23 protein-coding genes are annotated in these 17,920 nt (G+C 68.4%); 5 read left to right on the forward strand and 18 right to left on the reverse strand.

Annotated elements, in window-relative coordinates:
• Positions 1-7 precede the first annotated feature (7 nt).
• Positions 8-559, forward strand: coding sequence for a winged helix-turn-helix transcriptional regulator (locus AB0I34_RS15260; protein ID WP_360445291.1), 552 nt, complete (start codon positions 8-10; stop codon positions 557-559).
• Here AB0I34_RS15260 and AB0I34_RS15265 read toward each other — a convergent pair.
• The 5 genes from AB0I34_RS15265 to AB0I34_RS15285 all read right to left on the reverse strand — a co-directional run bounded on the left by AB0I34_RS15265 (position 529) and on the right by AB0I34_RS15285 (position 4,771).
• Entirely contained in the window at positions 529-1,521 is a 993-nt protein-coding gene (locus AB0I34_RS15265; RefSeq protein WP_360445293.1) for a TIGR03842 family LLM class F420-dependent oxidoreductase, read from the reverse strand. The genes AB0I34_RS15260 and AB0I34_RS15265 overlap by 31 nt on opposite strands.
• A gap of 17 nt (positions 1,522-1,538) precedes the next feature.
• Entirely contained in the window at positions 1,539-2,945 is a 1,407-nt protein-coding gene (gene hydA, locus AB0I34_RS15270) for a dihydropyrimidinase (RefSeq protein WP_360445295.1), read from the reverse strand.
• A 28-nt stretch (positions 2,946-2,973) separates the two neighbouring features.
• Complete coding sequence (locus AB0I34_RS15275) at positions 2,974-3,816, reverse strand: nitrilase-related carbon-nitrogen hydrolase (protein WP_360445297.1); 843 nt, start codon at positions 3,814-3,816, stop codon at positions 2,974-2,976.
• Positions 3,817-3,894: 78 nt separating this feature from the next.
• Positions 3,895-4,572, reverse strand: coding sequence for a PhzF family phenazine biosynthesis protein (locus tag AB0I34_RS15280; protein WP_360445299.1), 678 nt, complete (start codon positions 4,570-4,572; stop codon positions 3,895-3,897).
• Positions 4,573-4,576: 4 nt separating this feature from the next.
• The gene (locus tag AB0I34_RS15285) at positions 4,577-4,771 is read right to left on the reverse strand and encodes a hypothetical protein (protein WP_360445301.1); all 195 of its coding nucleotides are present in this window, start codon (positions 4,769-4,771) and stop codon (positions 4,577-4,579) included.
• Positions 4,772-4,854: 83 nt separating this feature from the next.
• On the opposite strand from AB0I34_RS15285, the gene AB0I34_RS15290 reads away from it, so the two are divergent.
• Together AB0I34_RS15290 and AB0I34_RS15295 are read left to right on the forward strand one after the other, a co-directional pair.
• Positions 4,855-5,298, forward strand: coding sequence for an SRPBCC family protein (locus tag AB0I34_RS15290; RefSeq protein WP_360445303.1), 444 nt, complete (start codon positions 4,855-4,857; stop codon positions 5,296-5,298).
• A complete protein-coding gene (locus tag AB0I34_RS15295; RefSeq protein WP_360445305.1) occupies positions 5,295-5,843 on the forward strand; it encodes a TetR family transcriptional regulator in 549 nt (182 codons plus the stop codon). The genes AB0I34_RS15290 and AB0I34_RS15295 overlap by 4 nt, the downstream gene beginning before the upstream one ends.
• On the opposite strand, the gene AB0I34_RS15300 is transcribed toward AB0I34_RS15295, so the two are convergent.
• The 4 genes from AB0I34_RS15300 to AB0I34_RS15315 form a co-directional block, all read right to left on the reverse strand.
• Positions 5,824-6,990: a serpin family protein gene (locus tag AB0I34_RS15300; RefSeq protein WP_360445307.1), complete on the reverse strand. Its 1,167-nt coding sequence runs from the start codon at positions 6,988-6,990 to the stop codon at positions 5,824-5,826. The two genes, AB0I34_RS15295 and AB0I34_RS15300, sit on opposite strands and share 20 nt — an antisense overlap.
• A 267-nt stretch (positions 6,991-7,257) precedes the next feature.
• The gene (locus AB0I34_RS15305) at positions 7,258-8,319 is read right to left on the reverse strand and encodes a serpin family protein (protein WP_360445309.1); all 1,062 of its coding nucleotides are present in this window, start codon (positions 8,317-8,319) and stop codon (positions 7,258-7,260) included.
• Between the two features lie 4 nt (positions 8,320-8,323).
• On the reverse strand, positions 8,324-8,617 hold the full coding sequence (locus AB0I34_RS15310; protein ID WP_360445311.1) for an antibiotic biosynthesis monooxygenase: 294 nt from the start codon (positions 8,615-8,617) through the stop codon (positions 8,324-8,326).
• Positions 8,618-8,640: 23 nt separating this feature from the next.
• Positions 8,641-9,546, reverse strand: a complete 906-nt coding sequence (locus tag AB0I34_RS15315; RefSeq protein WP_360445313.1) for an EamA family transporter — start codon at positions 9,544-9,546, stop codon at positions 8,641-8,643.
• A gap of 73 nt (positions 9,547-9,619) precedes the next feature.
• Between AB0I34_RS15315 and AB0I34_RS15320 the strand changes: the two genes are divergently transcribed.
• Complete coding sequence (locus tag AB0I34_RS15320; protein ID WP_360445315.1) at positions 9,620-10,528, forward strand: LysR family transcriptional regulator; 909 nt, start codon at positions 9,620-9,622, stop codon at positions 10,526-10,528.
• Positions 10,529-10,557: 29 nt separating this feature from the next.
• Here AB0I34_RS15320 and AB0I34_RS15325 read toward each other — a convergent pair whose 3' ends face one another.
• Complete coding sequence (locus AB0I34_RS15325; protein ID WP_360445316.1) at positions 10,558-11,463, reverse strand: helix-turn-helix transcriptional regulator; 906 nt, start codon at positions 11,461-11,463, stop codon at positions 10,558-10,560.
• 101 nt (positions 11,464-11,564) lie between these two features.
• Between AB0I34_RS15325 and AB0I34_RS15330 the strand changes: the two genes are divergently transcribed.
• Positions 11,565-13,019 carry an MFS transporter gene (locus tag AB0I34_RS15330; protein ID WP_360445318.1) on the forward strand — a complete coding sequence of 485 codons (1,455 nt, stop codon included), beginning with the start codon at positions 11,565-11,567 and terminating at the stop codon, positions 13,017-13,019.
• Here the strand turns inward: AB0I34_RS15330 and AB0I34_RS15335 are convergent.
• From AB0I34_RS15335 to AB0I34_RS15370, 8 genes are all read right to left on the reverse strand, one after another.
• Positions 12,976-13,770, reverse strand: a complete 795-nt coding sequence (locus tag AB0I34_RS15335) for a pentapeptide repeat-containing protein (protein WP_360445320.1) — start codon at positions 13,768-13,770, stop codon at positions 12,976-12,978. The two genes, AB0I34_RS15330 and AB0I34_RS15335, sit on opposite strands and share 44 nt — an antisense overlap.
• The gene (gene prfB, locus AB0I34_RS15340) at positions 13,754-14,875 is read right to left on the reverse strand and encodes a peptide chain release factor 2 (protein WP_360445322.1); all 1,122 of its coding nucleotides are present in this window, start codon (positions 14,873-14,875) and stop codon (positions 13,754-13,756) included. The genes AB0I34_RS15335 and prfB overlap by 17 nt, the downstream gene beginning before the upstream one ends.
• Positions 14,876-14,893: 18 nt before the next feature.
• A complete protein-coding gene (locus AB0I34_RS15345) occupies positions 14,894-15,523 on the reverse strand; it encodes a helix-turn-helix domain-containing protein (RefSeq protein ID WP_360445323.1) in 630 nt (209 codons plus the stop codon).
• Between the two features lie 78 nt (positions 15,524-15,601).
• On the reverse strand, positions 15,602-16,396 hold the full coding sequence (locus AB0I34_RS15350) for an SDR family oxidoreductase (protein ID WP_360445325.1): 795 nt from the start codon (positions 16,394-16,396) through the stop codon (positions 15,602-15,604).
• Between the two features lie 40 nt (positions 16,397-16,436).
• On the reverse strand, positions 16,437-16,835 hold the full coding sequence (locus tag AB0I34_RS15355; RefSeq protein WP_360445327.1) for a pilus assembly protein TadG-related protein: 399 nt from the start codon (positions 16,833-16,835) through the stop codon (positions 16,437-16,439).
• Positions 16,836-16,870: 35 nt separating this feature from the next.
• Complete coding sequence (locus tag AB0I34_RS15360) at positions 16,871-17,320, reverse strand: hypothetical protein (protein WP_360445329.1); 450 nt, start codon at positions 17,318-17,320, stop codon at positions 16,871-16,873.
• Positions 17,317-17,724, reverse strand: a complete 408-nt coding sequence (locus AB0I34_RS15365; RefSeq protein WP_360445331.1) for a TadE family protein — start codon at positions 17,722-17,724, stop codon at positions 17,317-17,319. Before AB0I34_RS15365 ends, AB0I34_RS15360 begins: the two co-directional genes overlap by 4 nt.
• Positions 17,724-17,918, reverse strand: a complete 195-nt coding sequence (locus AB0I34_RS15370; protein ID WP_131519427.1) for a hypothetical protein — start codon at positions 17,916-17,918, stop codon at positions 17,724-17,726. Before AB0I34_RS15370 ends, AB0I34_RS15365 begins: the two co-directional genes overlap by 1 nt.
• Between the last annotated feature and the right edge of the window lie 2 nt (positions 17,919-17,920).

The following is a 17,920-nucleotide window of genomic DNA, read 5'->3' on the forward strand; positions in this document are numbered from 1 at the left end:
TACTTTCGTGTCAACGCTCTCCCGCCTGCTGCACCTCCGCTGGGCCGTCCCGGTGCTCGCCGAACTGCACCGCGGGCAGGGCGGACGTTTTGTGAACCTCACTCACACGCTCGGCGTCAGCCGGGAGTCACTGCGCCGTACGCTCGCCTTCCTCACAGACACGGGCCTGATCGAGCGCAACCCGGGTCACGGGCACCCGCTGAGGCCGGAGTACCTGCTCACGATCGAGGGCGAGCGACTCGGCGACCCATCCGTCGCGCTGACCGATCTGCTCGTCGAGCTCGAACTGGAGGACGTCGGCCTGCGGAAGTGGTCGCTGCCGATCCTGGCCGCGCTCAACCGGGAGTGCCGGTACTCCGAACTGCGCGCGGCCCTCCCCGGCATGTCGAACCGCGCCCTCGCCCTGGCCCTCAAGGACCTCGCGACCGCCGGCCTCGTCTCCAGGACCGTGACGACCGACTACCCGCCCGCGACGCTGTACGGCGCGACCGGCACCGGCGGCCGCCTGGCCCTAGCAGCGGAACGGCTTCAGAACGCCGGGATGACGTCCTTGCCGTAGGCCGCGAGCGTCTCTTCCTTCCCGTCGTGCTGCAGGTACACCGCGAACTGGTCGACGCCGAGCGCCTTCAGCTCGGTCAGCCGGGCGAGGTGGCGGTCAACCGGGCCGAGGATGCAGAAGCGGTCGACCACCTCGTCCGGGACGAAGGCGGTGTGGGTGTTGCCGGCCCGCCCGTGCTCGGCGTAGTCGTAGTCTTTCCGGCCCTCGATGTAGTCGGTCAGCGCCTTCGGCACCGCGCCCGACGTGCCGTAGCGGCCGACGATGTCGGCCACATGGTTGCCGACCATCCCGCCGAACCAGCGGGTCTGTTCGCGCTGGTGCTCCAGGTCGTCCCCGACGTACGCCGGTGCCGCGACGCAGAACTTGATGGCCGCGGGATCACGGCCGGCCTCCTCGGCGGAACGTCGTACCGCCGTGATCATCCACTCCGCGATGTCGGGGTCGGCGAGCTGCAGGATGTAGCCGTCGCCGACCTCACCGGTCGCGGCCAGCGCTTTCGGCCCGTACGCCGCGACCCACACGTCCAGCGCGCCCTTGTCGACCCAGGCGAACTTCAGCTGCTGGCCGCGATACTCGACCGTCTCGCCGCGGGCCAGCGCGCGGACCACCCGGACGCACTCCTTCATCTGGTCGATCGTGCCGGGCTTCGCGCCGAGCGTGCGCAGGGCGGAGTCGCCGCGGCCGATCCCGCAGATCGTCCGGTTGCCGAACATCTCGTTCAGCGTGGCGAACTGGGACGCGATCACGGTCCAGTCCCGGGTGCCCGGGTTGGTCACCATCGGGCCGACGATCACCCGCTGCGTCGCGGCCAGGATCTGGCTGTAGATGACGAACGGCTCCTGCCAGAGCAGGTGCGAGTCGAAGGTCCAGACGTAGCCGAACCCCGCGTCCTCCGCCTTGCGCGCCAGCTCCACGACCGCGGACGCCGGCGGATCACACTGGAACACCACTCCGAAGTCCACGGTCTTCCCCCCTTGTTCTACTGCAGGTACGACGACAGGCCGCGCCGCAGGAACTTCCCCCGGCCCTTCCGGCCATGGTAGTTGCCGTCGGCCACGATCACCTCGCCGCGCGAGATCACCGTGCCCACCCGGCCCTGGATCTCGACTCCTTCGTACGCCGAGTAGTCCATGTTCATGTGGTGCGTGTCGACGCTGATCCGGGTGGTCGCGTTCGGGTCGTAGACGACCAGGTCGGCGTCCGAGCCGGGTGCGACGATGCCCTTCTGCGGATACAGCCCGAACATCCGGGCCGGCGTCGTCGCGATCGTCTCGACCCAGCGCTCCAGCGACAGCTGCCCGTCCACCACCCCTTGGTAGATCAGGTCGACCCGGTGCTCGACGCCGCCGATCCCGTTCGGGATCTTGGAGAAGTCGCCGACGCCGAGCTCCTTCTGGTCCTTCATGCAGAACGGGCAGTGATCGGTCGACACGATCGCCAGATCGTTGCTCCGCAACCCTTTCCACAGGTCCTTCGCGTGCGACTCGTGCTTGCTGCGCAGCGGAGTCGAGCAGACCCACTTCGCGCCCTCGAAACCGGGCGCACCGAGCTGGTCCTCGAGGGTGAGGTACAGGTACTGCGGGCAGGTCTCGGCGAACACGTTCCGGCCCGCGTCGCGGGCGGTGGCGACCGCTTCCAAGGCTCCGCTCGCGGACAGGTGAACGATGTACAGCGGACAGTCCTTCGCCACCTCGGCCAGCGCGATCGCGCGGCTGGTCGCCTCGGTCTCGAGCGCGGCCGGGCGGGTGATGCCGTGGTAGATCGGGTCGGTCTCGCCGCGGGCCAGTGCCTGCTGCACGAGTACGTCGATCGCGATGCCGTTCTCCGCGTGCATCATGATCATCGCGCCGTTCTCCCGCGCGGTCTGCATCGCCCGCAGGATCTGGCCGTCGTCGGAGTAGAAGACCCCGGGGTAGGCCATGAACAGCTTGAAACTGGTGATGCCCTCGTCGGCGACCAGTTGGTCCATCGCCTTCAGGGCGTCGGTGTCGACGCCGCCGAGGATCATGTGGAACGCGTAGTCGATGTGACAGTTGCCGTCGGCCTTCGCGTGCCAGGCGGCCAGGCCGTCCTGGACGACCTCACCGGTCCGCTGGACGGCGAAGTCGATGATCGTCGTGGTCCCGCCCCAGGCCGCTGCCCGGGTCCCGGTGTCGAAGGTGTCACTGGCCGCCGTACCGCCGAACGGGAGCTCCATGTGGGTGTGCGCGTCGATCCCGCCCGGGATCACGTACTTGCCGGAGGCATCGATCACTTCGTCCGGAGTGATCGACTGGCTGAACGACGGATCCAGCAGGGCAACGATCTTCTCGCCCTGGACCAGGACGTCCGCAACCTGCGTCCCGGTCGGCCCGACGACGGTCCCACCCTTGACCAGCAACGTCATGCCGGATTCTCCTTCGAGACGGTTCGTCCTACGGTTTGGTCAGGTCGCCGTACGCGTCCGGGCGGCGGTCGCGGTAGAACTGCCAGCGGTCGCGGACCGTGTCCAGCAGGTTCAGGTCCAGGTCCCGGACGATCAGTTCCGGATCGTGGTCGTGCCCGACGTCCCCGACGAACTTGCCCTCGGGGTCGACGAAGTACGACGTACCGTAGAAGTCGTTGTCACCGAAGTCGGACTCGATGCCGACCCGGTTGATCGCGCCGATGAAGTACTCGTTGGCGACCGCGCTCGCCGGCTGCTCGAGCTTCCACAGGTACGCCGACAGTCCCCTGCTGGTCGCGGACGGGTTGAACACGATCTTCGCCCCGGCCAGCCCGAGCGCGCGCCAGCCCTCCGGGAAGTGCCGGTCGTAGCAGATGTACACGCCGATCCGGCCGACCGCGGTGTCGAAGATCGGATAGCCGAGGTTCCCGGGCCGGAAGTAGAATTTCTCCCAGAACCCCTTCACCTGCGGAATGTGGTTCTTCCGGTACTTGCCCAGGTATTTGCCGTCGGCATCGATCACGGCCGCGGTGTTGTAGAGCACCCCCGGCTGCTCCTGCTCGTAGACCGGCAGCACCATGACCATGCCGAGTTCCTTGGCCAGCGCGGCGAACCGCTCGGTCGTCGGCCCCGGCACGGACTCGGCGTACTCGTAGAACTTGGGATCCTGCAACTGGCAGAAGTACGGCCCGTAGAACAACTCCTGGAAGCACAACACGCGCACCCCGGCCGCAGCCGCCTGCCGCGCGTACTCCTCGTGGGCCTTGATCATGGACTCCTTGTCACCGGTCCACGACGCCTGCACCAACCCAGCCCTGACAACCTCCGCCACCAGAACCTCCCCAACTAGCCGAGCACCCATGCTCCATCCGCGCCACCACAACCGTCAACGGATGCAGAAGTCGGGCCCTCAGATCGTGACGGTGCGGGACGCTTCGGCGACGACCTGCCCGGCGACTGTGGCATGGCTGGGCGGGAGGTGAGTGGTGTAGAGGTGGGAGCCCGCGCCCTGGATGATGTGGAGGTCGCGGGACAGGTAGGCGGTCAGTTGGGTGACGGCTGAGCCTGTTGCCTCGTCCTCCCGGACGCCCATGGCGGGTGCGAAGGCGCGGGCCCGGATCAGGCCGCGGGATTCGTCCAGCCAGGCCCAGAGATACGAGTGGCCGGCGGTGTACGCCGCTGGGTCGGCGGCCAGGACAGCCTCGGCGGACTCGAGTTCCCGCCAGTCCCAGTCGCTTCCCCAGGCGGTGTCCGCTCGTACGGCGAACAGATCGCCCTGCCGCGTGACGGCGATGTCACCGACAGGCACTCGCAACGTCTCTACGGAGTGTCCCTGGGAGTGGAGCCACCACGAGACGCCGACGGTCGGGTGTCCCGCGAAGGGCATTTCGGTGGTGGCGGAGAAGATGCGGATCGTGCCGGACGCGGCGTCGTCGACGTACACGGTCTCGCTGTAGCCCAGCGCGGCAGCCACCCGCAGCCGGTCCGCGGGCGGTACGAGGGCACCGTCGATGATGCCGAGCGGGTTGCCGAAGCGTCCGTCGGGGTCGGTGAAGACCCGGACGACGTCGACCGGGATCAGGGTCAAGGACTCAGAAGACGGCGATCGCGGCGATGACCGCGATCAGCACCACGGCGGCGCCGACGACAGCCAGCACCCGGCCGTTCACCTTCGGTTCGGTGGTGGCCTCGGTCTGGCCCTCTCTGACGAAGGCGCGGAACATCTGGGTGTTCGCGCCCGGGTCCTGCTCGTTGTCGACGTTCTGCGGGACGTTCTGGTCAGCCATGGCCCCAGACCCTACCTGGCGCGGGTGAAGCCACAGCAGACGCCCGTCGAAGCCTGACGAAGACCTGATGTACCATTTGGTACATGCGCTTCGATCATTCAGTCAAGGTCCAGGCCACGCCCCAGCGGGTCTGGGAGGTTTACAGCGACGTCGCCAGGTGGCCCGAGTGGACCCCGACGACCATCGACTCCGTCGAGCGGCTCGACGCAGGTCGCATCCACGTCGGCTCCAAGACGCGGATCCGCCAGCCGAAGCTCCGGCCCGCGGTCTGGGAGGTGACAGACCTCAAGGAAGGCGAGTACTTCGAGTGGGTCTCCCGCGCGCCCGGCCTGAAGACCACCGGCGGTCACCGCGTCATCAGTACGCCGGAGGGCACGGTCGCGACCGCCACGATCATTCAGGAAGGTCCGCTCAGCTGGCTGTTCGGCAGGCTGTACGCGAGTCTCACGCAGCGTTACATCGAGACGGAGACGGAGAAGCTGAAGCAGGTCAGCGAGCAGACAGCCCCGACCACTGACACCCAGTGAGCCGAGAGAGCCTGCTGGCCGGCGCCGTCGAGCACTTCGCGAAGAACGGGATCGGCGACGCCAGCCTGCGCAGCATTGCCGGCTCGATCGGCACCAGCCACCGGATGCTGATCTACCACTTCGGTTCCCGCGAAGGACTGCTCGCCGAAGTGGTCCGGACCGTCGAGCAGCAACAGCGCGACCTGCTGACCGAGGTGCTGGCGACGGATCTGCCGGTGGAGGAGCAGAACGACCTGTTCTGGCGCCGCGTCACCGAGGCGGCCCTGATCTACGGGCCGCTGTTCTTCGAGCTGAGTGCTCACGCGATGCAGAATCGCCCGCACACCGAGGCACTCAAGGCGGACCTGATCAACGTCTGGCTTCCGCCGGTGATCGAGCTGTGCATCCGCGCGGGCATCCCGCCCGACGAGGCACCGGCGTACGCGCGGCTCGGTCTGGCGGCCTCACGCGGTCTGCTCTTCGACCTGCTCCTCACCGGCGACCAGGTCGGCGTCGACGAGGCGTCCGCGCTGCTGAACCGGCTGTTCAGTCTCCCGGCTCTGTAGGCGTTGCGACCCAGCCGGCAACGATCGGCAGCCGCGATTCCCGCAGTACTGCGGTGAACGCGAACGGCTGGTCCAGCGCGACCTCGAGCCGGCGGGCCTGGCGGGTCGGCATCGAGGCCCGGACCATCGCCATCGACGTGACCGCCGCGGCCTCGAACCCGGTCGCGAAGAACCGCGCGAGCACCTTCTGCTTCGCCTGCCCGACGGCGAGCGGCACCGGGCTGATCGCACTGAAGTGGCCGCGGACCCCTGGATCGGCGGTGACCGTGGTCAACCCGAACAGCTCACGCAACTCCAGCAGGTCGTGCTCGGCCTCGACATTGAACGACGGCAGCGTCAGCTTCAGATCCGGCCGCGGCGCCGTGGTCTGCCCCACCTTCACCCCCGGCGCGAGCTCCGCACCAGGCTCCCCCTGATCGATCAGCGCGCTCCCAGGTACGCCGTCAGCCGGACGGGCCGCGGCACCGAGAAGACCCGCGAGAACTTCTGGCTGCGAACCCGATCCAACCCCGAGCAGTACGTCGACATCCGCGTCGCCGCGAACCGTGATCACGGTCAGGTCGTCGTACCGCCGTACGGCGTCGAGGTCGCTGTCGACGCGCTCCAGCCAATGCCACCGGCCGCCCGCCCACGGACCGGCCTGGACGCGCTTGATCTGCTCGGTGAACGGGCGGACCCAGGTGGTGTGCAGGGACAGCGCCGAGGCGAGGACGAGCATGACGTCGGGGTTGATCTCGACCGGCATCTCGCGGATCAAGTCGTTGGTGTGCTCCGCGGCCCAGGCGTCCAGCTTCGGCTTGTCGACGGCGGCGCGACCGGTGAGCGTTCCCATCAGCGGCGCCGGCACGACACTGTCGAACGTCTCCGCGAGCTTCAGTTGCTCATTCACCCAAACGCCCAGCGCCGCATGCAGATCGGCCGAGCCTTCGATCGCCCGAACCAATGACAGGGCGTCCCCGGACCCCGCCGCCGCGTCGACACCGGCGGCCTGCGCCAACTCGGTCCGGCCTGGCTCATCCGCGGCCGTCGCCAGGATCGCGAGCAGCGGCCACAGACCGAGCCCGGACACGACAGTGTTCCCCGCCGGAAGCGTCCGGGCCCAGCGAGCGGTGAGGTCATTGACTGCGCGCACCACGTCGGCATCCATACCTCCACCCTGCCACGCCGGACGCCCAGGCCATCACAATCGCCCGGCTCCGCAATCGCTCCCCGCGGATGCGCCAGGTCCACGCGGATGTGATGGCCTGGGCGTCCGCACCCCACCACGACTATTCGCCGAGCTGACGCCGATTTCATTTCGCGGACGCTGTGAGTGGTCGTTCGAGCGCGTTGCGTTGTGTCAGGATTCCGCCCATGAGCAGGCGCCGGCACTGACCGTCGAGACGGTCGAACCTGTGGCCGCTCCGGCCAATCCCTACGAGTAGTTCACCCAGCCGGCGACAACAGGTACGCCGGTCGGCCGGTGCACGGCGATGAACCCGAACGGCTGCACCAGTGATACGAGCAAGGCCTTCGCGCCAGGCATCGGCGCGGACCCGGCGGCCATCGCCATCGTCGTGACGGCGGCCGCTTCGAAGCCGGTAGCGGAGAAGCGAGCCATCACCGCCTGCTTGGCCTGGTCGATCGCCAACGGGTGCGAACTCAGGCCAGGGAAGTGCCCCTGGCTGGAGTCCATCGCCGACGTCAGCCCGAACACGTCCGGATACTCGAGCAGATCATGCTCGGCGTCCACCTCGAAGTACGGCAAAGACAACAGCACCGACGGCGCCGGCGACATCGACTCGATCACTTCCAGAGCAGGCGCCGACGCCTCAGCTGCCAGCACCTCCGACCCGCTCACGCCGTCGTCACTCAGCTCGAGCGCGGCCGCCAGCACAGTGCCCCGCCCACGACCGGCCTCACCGACCACAAGCCGTACGTCGAACTCTCCGGTGCCACCGACTGTTGCCACGGTCAACGGTCCGGCCGCACTCTCGTACACGCGCACGCTGTCGAGGTCATCGTCGGACCGGCTCAGCCACCGTTGCCCATCGCGGGGATACTCGTTGAACGGCAGCACCCACTTCGTCCGCAACGCCAACGCGGACGCAAGCACCAGCAGAACGTCGGGCGTCAGTTGGATCGGCATCCGGTCCAGCAGTCCGTCAGTTTGCTCGACCACCCATGCGTCCAGCGCCGCCTGGTCGGTCAGCGTGCCGCGGACCTCGGGCGGCAGGAACCGGTCGACTCCCGGCTGCAGCGGGATCTCCGGCCGCGTCCACAGACCGAGCGCCATCCGGAGTTCGGGGGTCTGGAGCAGACCGTCGTACGGTCCGCCGGCGGCCTCGACGAGTTCGTCCCGCGCGGGTCCGACGGCGAGTTGGGCAAGGATCGCGAGCAACGGCCGGATGCCGAGCCCGGAGATGACCGTGCTGCCCTCGCCGGGCAGCTTCTCGATCCACCGAGCGGTCAGCCGACTGACCTGCTGCGCATCCATCAGGTCAACTGTCCTGGACGTCGGTGAAGTGCTCGACGTGCGGCGGGTTCGCGAAGTGCGGGCCGATCAGGCCGCGCCAGACCCCGAAGGATTCGCTCGCCCGGAACGCCTCGTGCGCCTCGAGCGAGTCCCACTCGACCTGGAGCACGAAGCGCGTCGAGGTCTCGATACCGCGCGACATCCGAATGGTCCGGCTGCCGTCGGCGTTCTCGAGTTGCTTGCGGGCTTGCAGATAGGCGGCCGCGAACGCGTCTTCCTGGCCGGCGATCACATCGAACAACGCCACTTCGAGCACCATGCGGCCAACCTTCTCACACCGGGTCAGCCGACGGGCTCCACCAGCGCCGGACGCTTCGCGTCCGCCTTGGTCCGAGGCCGGCGTCGTACGACGGTGCACGCCATGCCACCGATCACCAGGACCGCCGCGATCGCCTGCTGCGGGCCGACCGCCTCACCGCGCCACCCCCAGGCCGCGGCCATGCCGACGATCGGCACCAACAGAGAGAACGGTGCGACGGTGCTCGCGTCGTACTGGCGCAACAAGTAGCCCCAGGCACCGAATCCGAACAGCGTTGCGGCGAAGGCGAGGTAGCCGATCGCCCCGATGCCGGTCAGGTCGATCCCGCGCAAGGCGTCGAGATCCGTGTGCGGTCCCTCGGTCAGGAGCGACAGGATGAGCAGCGGTACGACGGCGACCGCGCTGACCCAGACCATGAAGCGCAAGGTGTCCTGCGGCTTGGCGTAGCGGGTGATGGTGTTCGACACGCCCCAGAACGCACCGGCGACGATCACCAACGACAGTGCGCCGAGCGGTGCGGCCAGTCCGCGGTCGAGCATGATCAGCACCATCCCGAGGCAGGCGATCGCAATGCCGATCACCTGCGCCTTGCGCGGCCGCTCCCGCAGTACGGCGACCGCGAACAGGACCGTGAAGATCACCTGACACTGCAGCACCAGCGACGACAACCCGGCCGGGACGCCATGATCCATCGCGGTGAACAGCAGCCCGAACTTCGCCACCCCGAGTGCGAGACCGACCCCGACGACGTACCGCCAGGCCACCGGTGGACGGCCGAGCAGGAAGATCGCCGGGACGGCGGCGAAGAAGAAGCGCAAGGCGGAGAACAGCAGCGGCGGGAAGTCCTCGAGGCCGACCTCGATGACGACGAAGTTCACGCCCCAGACCACGACGACCGCGAGCGCGAGGAGCAGGTCACGAGGTTTCATGGGTTCCAGTCTGAGTCGGCGTACACTTAAGGACCAGCACCGATTGCTACCGTCATTACTTTAGGAGTGCTGAATGCTCGATCTCGGCCGGCTCCGTGCCCTGCACGCCGTCGCGCAGTACGGGTCGGTCAACCGCGCGGCCGAGGTGCTCGGCTACACGCCGTCGGCGATCTCCCAGCAGCTGACCAAGCTGGAGCGCGAGACACGGACGACGCTGATCGAGCGGCAGGGACGCGGGATCGTCCTCACCGACGCCGCGCGGCAGCTGGCGTCGACCGCCGCGCGCATCCTCGAACTGGTCGAGGACGCTGAACTGACGCTGGAAGAGCACCGTGGACAGGCAATCGGCACCTTGAAGATCGCCGCGTTCCCGACCGCCGCGCGCGGCCTCCTGCCGCGGGCGCTGGCGCGGCTGATCGACGAGAACCCGGGTCTGGATGTGCGGGTGACCGAGACCGATCCGTTCGAGGCTGTTGCCGCGGTCGGTCGCGGGGAGATCCACGTGGCGGTGGTGCACGACTGGCAGAACACGCCGCTCGGCCTGCCCGAGGGACTGTCCCGGGTGAAGCTCGGCTCCGATCCGGCCGACGTCCTCGTCCCGGCCACGCATCGCCTGGCAGGCAAGGAGTTCGTCCGGGCGGAGGACCTGGTCGGGGAGCGATGGATCTGCCAACCGGCCGGCTCGATCTGCCACGAGTGGCTGGTCCGGACGATGCGCCGGGCCGGCGTCGAGCCGGACGTCGCGTACTCGATCGCGGAGTACCAGACGCAGATGGCGATGCTTGCCCGAGGCATCGGCATCGGCCTGCTCCCCCGGCTCGGCCGTGGCACGCTCCCCGACGGCGTGGTCGTCGTACCGCTGCAGCCGGCCCCGAGCCGCCGCCTGTACGCCGTCTGGCGCACGACGACCGCCCGTCGCCCGGCGATCGCCGTCACCCTGCAGACCCTGAAGACGGTCTGGCCTGACCGCGACACCGCCTGACCGGATGTGATCGCCCGGCTGAGCGCCCCTCAGCCGGCCCCGACGAGGATGCGGAGTTTGGCTTCGGTGTCCTCGTCGGCGGCGGTGTACACGTTGGCGCGGAGTTGGCCGGCCTGGGTCAGCCACATGGTGGCCGGCTCGATGCGCAGCATGCCGACCTTGGCGTTGTCGAGGACCTTGATCCGGGTGCTCGGCGCGGCTACGTCGTACCGCTCCCAGAGCTCCGCGAACAGCCGGGAGCTCGCGAGGAGCCGCTGAGTCAGGTCCTGCCACACCGGCTCGCCCAGGTGGTGGGCGAGCGCGGCCCGATACGCGGCGACCATGTGGTGCTTCATCGACTCCGACTCCGCGAAGCTGCACCGCCATTCCTGCGACACGAAGGTCAGCCAGAGCATGTTGCGTTCCTCGACCGGGATGGCACGCATGTCCAGGACCACGTCACAGTACGCGTCGTTGAACGCGAGGATGTCGTAGCGCGAGTTCAGCACGAGCGCCGGGTACGGCGAGACGGCGTCGAGCATCTTCTGGATCGACGCGGGCAGCACCGAGCACTCGCCGAGCGCAGGGCCGAGCTGGACGCCGGCCAGCGTGTAGAGGTGGTTGCGTTCCAGCCGGTCGAGCCGCAGCGTGTTGGCCACGGCCTCGAGCACCTGCGCCGACACGTTGATGTCCCGGCCCTGCTCGAGCCAGGTGTACCAGGTGACGCCGACTCCGGCGAGCAGCGCGACCTCTTCCCGCCGCAGCCCCGGCGTCCGCCGCCGGCCACCCGGCGCGAGGCCGACCTCCTCCGGCTGGATCCGCTCCCGCCTGCTGCGCAGGAACACCCCGAGCTCCCGCCGCTGCTCCGCCTTGACCACGCTGCCCGTCGTGTCCGCGGACGCCGGTGTCGGAGCCGGCGCGGAGATTCTGTCGGTCGTGGCTGGGATGGTGGTCATGGTCCTATCCTGGCGCGAGATCCAGCCTGGTTCCAGGTGGTGTCAATACCAGGATAACCAGGCTCTCACCACCAGGCTCCGAGCGCGCGCAGGCTAGAGGTATGACAGACCAGCTCCAGGCCACCGCCTCCGGTGTTTCCGCGCGGCCGCGTGCCGTCGCGTCGCCGCTGGGCCCGGTGGCACTGACCACTCTCCTCTTCGGCGCCTTCCTGCCGATGCTCTCCTTCTTCATCATCAACGTCGCGCTGCCGGCGATCGGCTCGGACCTGCACGCGACCTCCGGCGAGCTCCAACTCGTCGTCGGCAGCTACGGCATCGCCAACGCCACCTTGCTGGTGGTCGGCGGCCGCCTCGGCGACGGCTTCGGCCGCAAGCGCCTGTTCCTGATCGGCCTGACCGGATTCACCCTGCTGTCGCTGATCTGCGCGATCGCCCCGACCATCGGCGTACTCCTCGCGGCTCGTGTCGTCCAGGGCGCCGCGGCCGCTGCCATGACACCGCAGGTCCTGGCGTCGATCACCAGCCTGCTCACCGGCGAGCACCGCGCCCGCGCGATGGCCATGTTCGGTGTGGCCGGCGGTGCCGCGGCTGCGCTCGGCCAGATCCTCGGAGGCGTGCTGGTTGAGGCTGATGTCTTCGGGCTGGGCTGGCGGGCCGTGTTCCTCGTCAACGTCCCGGTCGGCGTGCTGGCGCTGGCCGCTGCGATCCGGCTGCTCCCGGAGACCAAGGCCGAAAAGGCACATCGGGTCGACCTCGTCGGCGCCGCTCTGCTCGCACTGGCCCTCGTACTGCTGCTTCTGCCGCTCACCGAAGGACGCCCACTCGGCTGGCCGCTCTGGACGTGGCTCTCCTTGGCCGCGGTCATTCCGGCTGTGGCACTGCTCGGCGTACACCAGCACAGGTCCGAGCAGTCAGGTCGTGCTCCACTCATCCCGCCGACAGTTCTGCGGCTGCGCGCGATGCGGCTCGGCCTGCTGCTCGCGAGCGCGTTCTTCACCACGTTCGGCGGCTTCATGTTCGTCTTCGCGCTCGCCACGCAGGGCGAGGCCCACATGTCCCCGCTGGAAGGCGGTCTGAGCTTGTTGCCGATGGCAGTCGGGTTCCTGATCACCTCGGTCTACGGTCCGCGGCTGCAGCAGCGGTACGGCGCCGGCCTCATCCTCCGCGGCTGGATCATCCAGGCCGTCGGGTACGCCGTACTGGCCGTCATCACGCTGATGGCCTGGCCGGACGTGACGCCCTGGACGCTCGCCGTACCGATGCTGATCGCCGGCTTCGGCAGCGGACTGGTCATGGTGCCGCTCATCGGCGTGGTCGTCGGTCAGGTCCCGCCGGCACAGGCGGGACTGGGTAGCGGCATCCTGCTCACCAGCCAGCAGACGACCCTCGCCTTCGGCGCAGCCATCGTCGGTACGGCGTACCTGGCGCTGGCAGGCACGTCGTGGGGACAAGGCGGGGCACTCGCCGCGGTGGCTCTGAGCATCACCGTCATCTCACTGCTGATGACGCCGGTCACGCACCGGCTGGGTTCACGCCCCAGTGGGACGGGCGTGTAACCGCGGACGGAAGCCTGGTGGCACTGTCGCCGCGCGCGGCGTTGACCTGAGCCTGGGTGAGGAACATCGCCCCGGTCAGGTCAGCGCCGCGCAGGTCGGCGTCGCGGAGATCTGCTCCGATGAGGTCGGCTTGCCGGAGATCGGCGTCGCGCAGGTCGGCGCCGATCAGGTAGGCACCGCGCAGGTTGGCCTTCGCGAGGTCCGCTCCGCGGAGGCCCTTACCCATCAGGTCGGCGCCGCGACGCTCTTTCTTCTTGCTCTGCTTGCCGCGCAGGAGCCGACTGGTCTTCAGGAGCAACTCGTTGACCACGGCCCGTTCCGCGATCACGTCGACCGTCGTCAGGTCCGCAGTACTGGCGACGCTCTCGACGCGCTCGATCGCCGCCAGGATCTCGGCCTCGAACGCCTTGTATTCAAGGGCTTCCGTGAGATACCAGAGCAGCTCGTGCAGCTGACGAAGGATGGGCAGGGCGGCGAACATCTGCCGGCCTGGCTGTTCGCGCCAGCTCTTGCCGGACCGGCGGGAGATCTCCTGGCCAGCGCCGAAGCAGTCGTAGACCGTGCAGCCCTGGAAGCCGCTCGCCCGCAGCGTGCTGTGGATCGTGCAGCGGAAGTCGTCACTCAGATTGGGACAAGCCTCACCTGCGGGCTTGTCGATCGCGAAGTCCGCTGACTTGCTGAACGTCAGCGCAACGCAGCAGAGGCCGAAGCAACTGCTGCAGTCTGCGCGAAGGTCAGTTTTGTTCGGCAACCGTCTGGCCGGTGCGGCGCCAGCGGATGCCGGCCTCGATGAAGTCGTCGATCTCACCGTCGAAGACACCGGAGGTGTTGCCGGACTCGTACTGCGTGCGCAGGTCCTTCACCATCTGGTACGGGTGCAGCACGTACGACCGCATCTGGTCACCCCACGAGCCCTGCACGTCACCGCGCAGCGCGTCGATCTGGGCCCGCTCCTCGGCCTTCTTCAACGCCAGCAGCTTGGCCTTCAGGATCACCATCGCGCTGGCCTTGTTCTGCAGCTGCGACTTCTCGTTCTGGCAGGAGACCACGGTGCCGGTCGGGATGTGCGTGATCCGGACCGCCGAGTCGGTCGTGTTGACGCTCTGGCCACCCGGGCCGGACGAGCGGTACACGTCGATCCGCAGTTCCTCTTCGGGAACGTCGATCTCGTCGGTCTGCTCCAGCACCGGAACCACCTCGACCGCGGCGAACGAGGTCTGCCGACGGCCCTGGTTGTCGAACGGCGAGATCCGCACCAGCCGGTGCGTGCCCGACTCCACACTCAGCGTGCCGTACGCGTACGGCGCCTTGACCCCGAACGTCGTCGACTTGAGCCCAGCCTCTTCGGCGTACGACGTGTCGTAGACCTCGGTGGCGTACCCGTGCCGCTCGGCCCAGCGCAGGTACATCCGCTGCAGCATCTCGGCGAAGTCGGCCGCGTCCACACCGCCCGCGCCGGACCGGATCGTCACCAGCGCCTCGCGCTCGTCGTACTCACCGGACAGCAGCGTGCGGACCTCGAGGGACTGGATCGCCTTGCTCAGCGAGCCGATCTCCTTCTCCGACTCGGCGATGCTGTCGGCGTCGTTCTCCTCCCGGCCGAGCTCGATCATCACGCCGAGGTCGTCGAGGCGGCTCCGCAGCCCGGTCACCCGCTCCACGTCGGCTTGCAGGCTGGACAGCCGCGAGGTCACCTTCTGCGCGTTCGCCTGGTCGTCCCACAGGTCCGGCGCGGCGACCTGCTCACCAAGGTCGGCGATCTCCCGGCGCAGCGCATCGAGATCGAGCACCTTCTCGATCGAGGTCAGCGTCGCGTCGAGCTGCTTGAGCTCCGCGTCAAAATCCAGTCCAGCCACAACCAAGCAGCCTACCTGCTAGGCGGTGATTGCCGGTAAGGCAAGGCCATGCCGGAGTACTCCGAAGACTTCGGCGACTGCTCTTTCCTGCTTTGCTTGGGCTTCCCGCAGCTGATCCGCGGACGCTTCGTCGGGCAGGAGCCGCATCAGCTGTTCTTCCAGGACCTTCTGCGCGGCGGCGAACTGCGCGGCGATCAAACGGTTTCTGAGGTGCCCAGGATTCCGCTCGTCGAGGGCCTCGGTGAGCGAGGTCTCCATCTCGGCAGCGTTCAGCCGGCGACGGGCCAGCAGGGCCGGGCTGCTCTCGATCGTCCGGACGAACTGCTTCCACGTCGCCAGATGCCCCACCTCGAGCCGCTCCCGGGTCTCTGCGAGGTACGCCACCTCCAGCACAGTCACCGGATCCGCCCCGGCGGGCGCCTCCCGGATCGACCGCGCGGGCCCGGTCCACCAGCCCTGCTCGTCGACGAACAGATCCTCCTTGGCCGGGAAGTGATTGAACACCGTCTGTACGGCGACGTCCGCCGCGCGCGCGACCTCGGCCACCGTCACCGCGTCGAAGCCGCGCTCGAGGAACAGCGTGGTCGCGACATCCGAGATGGCCTGCCGCGTCTGCTGCTTCTTCCGCTCCCGCCGCCCGGTCTCCATTCGACAGAGCGTAAGGCACTTGCTTTACTCCATCCAATCTTGTAGTCACTACATCTTTGGATCTGTGCAGCTGAAGGTCTACGGCAGGATCGAGTCGATGTAGCCGCCGTCGACGCGCACCGCGCCGCCGGTAGTGGCGGAGGCGAGGCCGGAGCTGAGGTACACGACCAGGTTGCCGATCTCCGGCGGCTCGATCAGGCGCTGGATCAGGGAGTACGGCCGATGCTCCTTCATGAACTGGCGCTGCGCCTCGTCCCACGGCAGGTCGTCACCGACCAACTCGTGCACGAAGTCCTCGACGCCCGGCGTGTGGGTCGGGCCCGCCATCACCGAGTTCACCGTCACGCCGGTCCCCGCGGCGGCCTTCGCATAGCCACGCGTCACCGCGAGGAGAGCCGTCTTCGTCATCCCGTAGTGCACCATCTCGAGCGGCGTCACCACGGCCGAGTCACTCGCGATGTTCATCACTCGGCCGAAGCCGCGCTCCATCATGCCCGGCAGATACATCCGAATCAGCCTCACCGCGGACAGCACGTTCACCTCGAAGTAGCGGCGCCACTCGTCGTCGTCGATCTCCAGCACCGGCTTGGCACCGAAGATGCCCAGGTTGTTGACCAGGATGTCCAGTTCGCCGACCCGATCCCGCAGTACGCCGGCGCCTCCCGCCGAGGCGAGATCGGCCGCGATCGCCGTCACGTCCGCGTCCGGCACCTCCTTGCGGACCTGATCCGCGGCCGCGCTGGTCTTCTCCTCACCGCGTCCGTTCACCACCACTGCCGCACCCGCCCGGGCCAGTTCGGTGGCGATGGCCAGTCCGATCCCCTGGCTCGATCCCGACACCAGCGCCCGCCGTCCGTTCAGCTCGATCTTCATCACCCCATGGTGCCCGTTCTGCCGGCGGCGGAACGCGGATTCACCGGATCGGGACGATCGCGGCCGCCTCGGAGGCGATGTCCGCGTCTCCCTGCCAGCCGGGCGGCTCGAACGGCAGGTCCACCGAGGACGTCAGCCGCACCGTCACCGTCGTACCGGCGACGTCGGCCGACCAGTCGAGGCCGGCGAATCGGTTGCTCGCGGCAACCTGGTCCAGGTACTCGGCCGTCAGCCGACGGGCCTGCTCCTGGTCGAACTCGGCGTTCCCGTCCGCCGCGGGTTGCGCGTAGATCGCTGCCAGCCCGTTCGCCGCGGCCAGTACGGCGCCGTCCGCAGTCGCATCGAGATCACGGCGTACCAGGAACACCTTGGAGATGTCGGTCACGACGACGATCATGAGCAAGATGATCGCCGTGAACCCGATGATGAGGACGGTCATCTGACCCTGCTCACCCTGTTGCCGTCGGCATCCGTTCATCCGTTGCCCTTGGCCTCGCGATAGTCGCCGTACGGCTCGGTGTGCGACGCACTGAGGTGGATCGCCGGCGGTTCCCCGCCGAGTGCGTCCGGGATGAACGGCAGCGGTACGTCGGTGGCCAGCGTGACGGTGACCGTCGACCCCGGCTCCAGGCAGGCAGGATCGCAGCTGATCGTGAGCTGGTCGGAGGTGAGCTGGACGCCTTGGTCCTTCATCGCCAGCCGCGCCGCCTCGAACGCCCGGCTTCGCGCCTCGTCCTCCGACAACCCGGCCGGCACGATCACGAACGCCCGCCCCGCCGCCCGGGTCGCCGCGGTCGCGCCGTACGACGCCCGCTGGACGTCGAACACGGCCAGCATCACGTAGATCAACGGGACCATCAGCAACAGCGCCAGCCAGGAGAACTCGACCACCGCGCTACCGCGCTCGTCCCGCGCCCGGTTCATTCGCCGGTCTCCTTGACGGCATGACCTTCGACGCTGAACGCGACGCCGGGACCCCACAAGCCCAGCGGTGGCATGTGCGCCTTCACGACGACCTGCACTCCCGGCCGGCCGTCGAGGTCGGTCTCCTCGGACTGGACCGCATCGATCAACCGGTCCTTCACCACACCGTCGATCAGATCGCGCGTCCGCCCCTCTCCGTCGGCCGGCTGCCGATTCAGCACGGCCGCGTAGGCCGCGCCCTCGGACGCCGCGGCGGTCAAGGTGTTGCGGACATACAGGTAGAGCCCGACCTGCAGGATGCCAAGGAACAAAGGCACCACGAGCATCGACACCAGCACGAAGTCGACCACCGCCGAGCCACGCTCATCACGCGGCCGCGGCGGATGCGGGCGGACGGGAACCATCACTTGTTGGAGACGGAGTCCAGTGCGTCCTGCAGCATCTGCGCGAGTTGTTTGCCCGCCAGGCCCCAGATCACGACGACCAGCCCGGCGGTCATCACGGTGATCAGCACCCAGCCGGGGACGTCGCCGCGCTCCTTTCGTGCGGGCCGTGGCGCCAGCAGCGCCACGAACAGTCTCGTCAGCAGTAGGGACATGA

It is taken from the genome of Kribbella sp. NPDC050281 (assembly GCF_040655855.1).
GTDB lineage: Bacteria > Actinomycetota > Actinomycetes > Propionibacteriales > Kribbellaceae > Kribbella.

Coding starts and splice junctions, on each gene's coding strand:
- hydA (WP_360445295.1), bottom strand. CDS start 2,945: ATGACGTTGCTGGTCAAGGGTGGGACCGTCGTCGGGCCGACCGGGACG.
- AB0I34_RS15285 (WP_360445301.1), bottom strand. CDS start 4,771: ATGGCTGACCAGAACGTCCCGCAGAACGTCGACAACGAGCAGGACCCG.
- AB0I34_RS15290 (WP_360445303.1), top strand. CDS start 4,855: ATGCGCTTCGATCATTCAGTCAAGGTCCAGGCCACGCCCCAGCGGGTC.
- AB0I34_RS15300 (WP_360445307.1), bottom strand. CDS start 6,990: ATGGATGCCGACGTGGTGCGCGCAGTCAATGACCTCACCGCTCGCTGG.
- AB0I34_RS15305 (WP_360445309.1), bottom strand. CDS start 8,319: ATGGATGCGCAGCAGGTCAGTCGGCTGACCGCTCGGTGGATCGAGAAG.
- AB0I34_RS15310 (WP_360445311.1), bottom strand. CDS start 8,617: ATGGTGCTCGAAGTGGCGTTGTTCGATGTGATCGCCGGCCAGGAAGAC.
- AB0I34_RS15315 (WP_360445313.1), bottom strand. CDS start 9,546: ATGAAACCTCGTGACCTGCTCCTCGCGCTCGCGGTCGTCGTGGTCTGG.
- AB0I34_RS15320 (WP_360445315.1), top strand. CDS start 9,620: ATGCTCGATCTCGGCCGGCTCCGTGCCCTGCACGCCGTCGCGCAGTAC.
- AB0I34_RS15325 (WP_360445316.1), bottom strand. CDS start 11,463: ATGACCACCATCCCAGCCACGACCGACAGAATCTCCGCGCCGGCTCCG.
- AB0I34_RS15330 (WP_360445318.1), top strand. CDS start 11,565: ATGACAGACCAGCTCCAGGCCACCGCCTCCGGTGTTTCCGCGCGGCCG.
- AB0I34_RS15345 (WP_360445323.1), bottom strand. CDS start 15,523: ATGGAGACCGGGCGGCGGGAGCGGAAGAAGCAGCAGACGCGGCAGGCC.
- AB0I34_RS15350 (WP_360445325.1), bottom strand. CDS start 16,396: ATGAAGATCGAGCTGAACGGACGGCGGGCGCTGGTGTCGGGATCGAGC.
- AB0I34_RS15355 (WP_360445327.1), bottom strand. CDS start 16,835: ATGACCGTCCTCATCATCGGGTTCACGGCGATCATCTTGCTCATGATC.
- AB0I34_RS15360 (WP_360445329.1), bottom strand. CDS start 17,320: ATGAACCGGGCGCGGGACGAGCGCGGTAGCGCGGTGGTCGAGTTCTCC.
- AB0I34_RS15365 (WP_360445331.1), bottom strand. CDS start 17,724: ATGGTTCCCGTCCGCCCGCATCCGCCGCGGCCGCGTGATGAGCGTGGC.
- AB0I34_RS15370 (WP_131519427.1), bottom strand. CDS start 17,918: ATGTCCCTACTGCTGACGAGACTGTTCGTGGCGCTGCTGGCGCCACGG.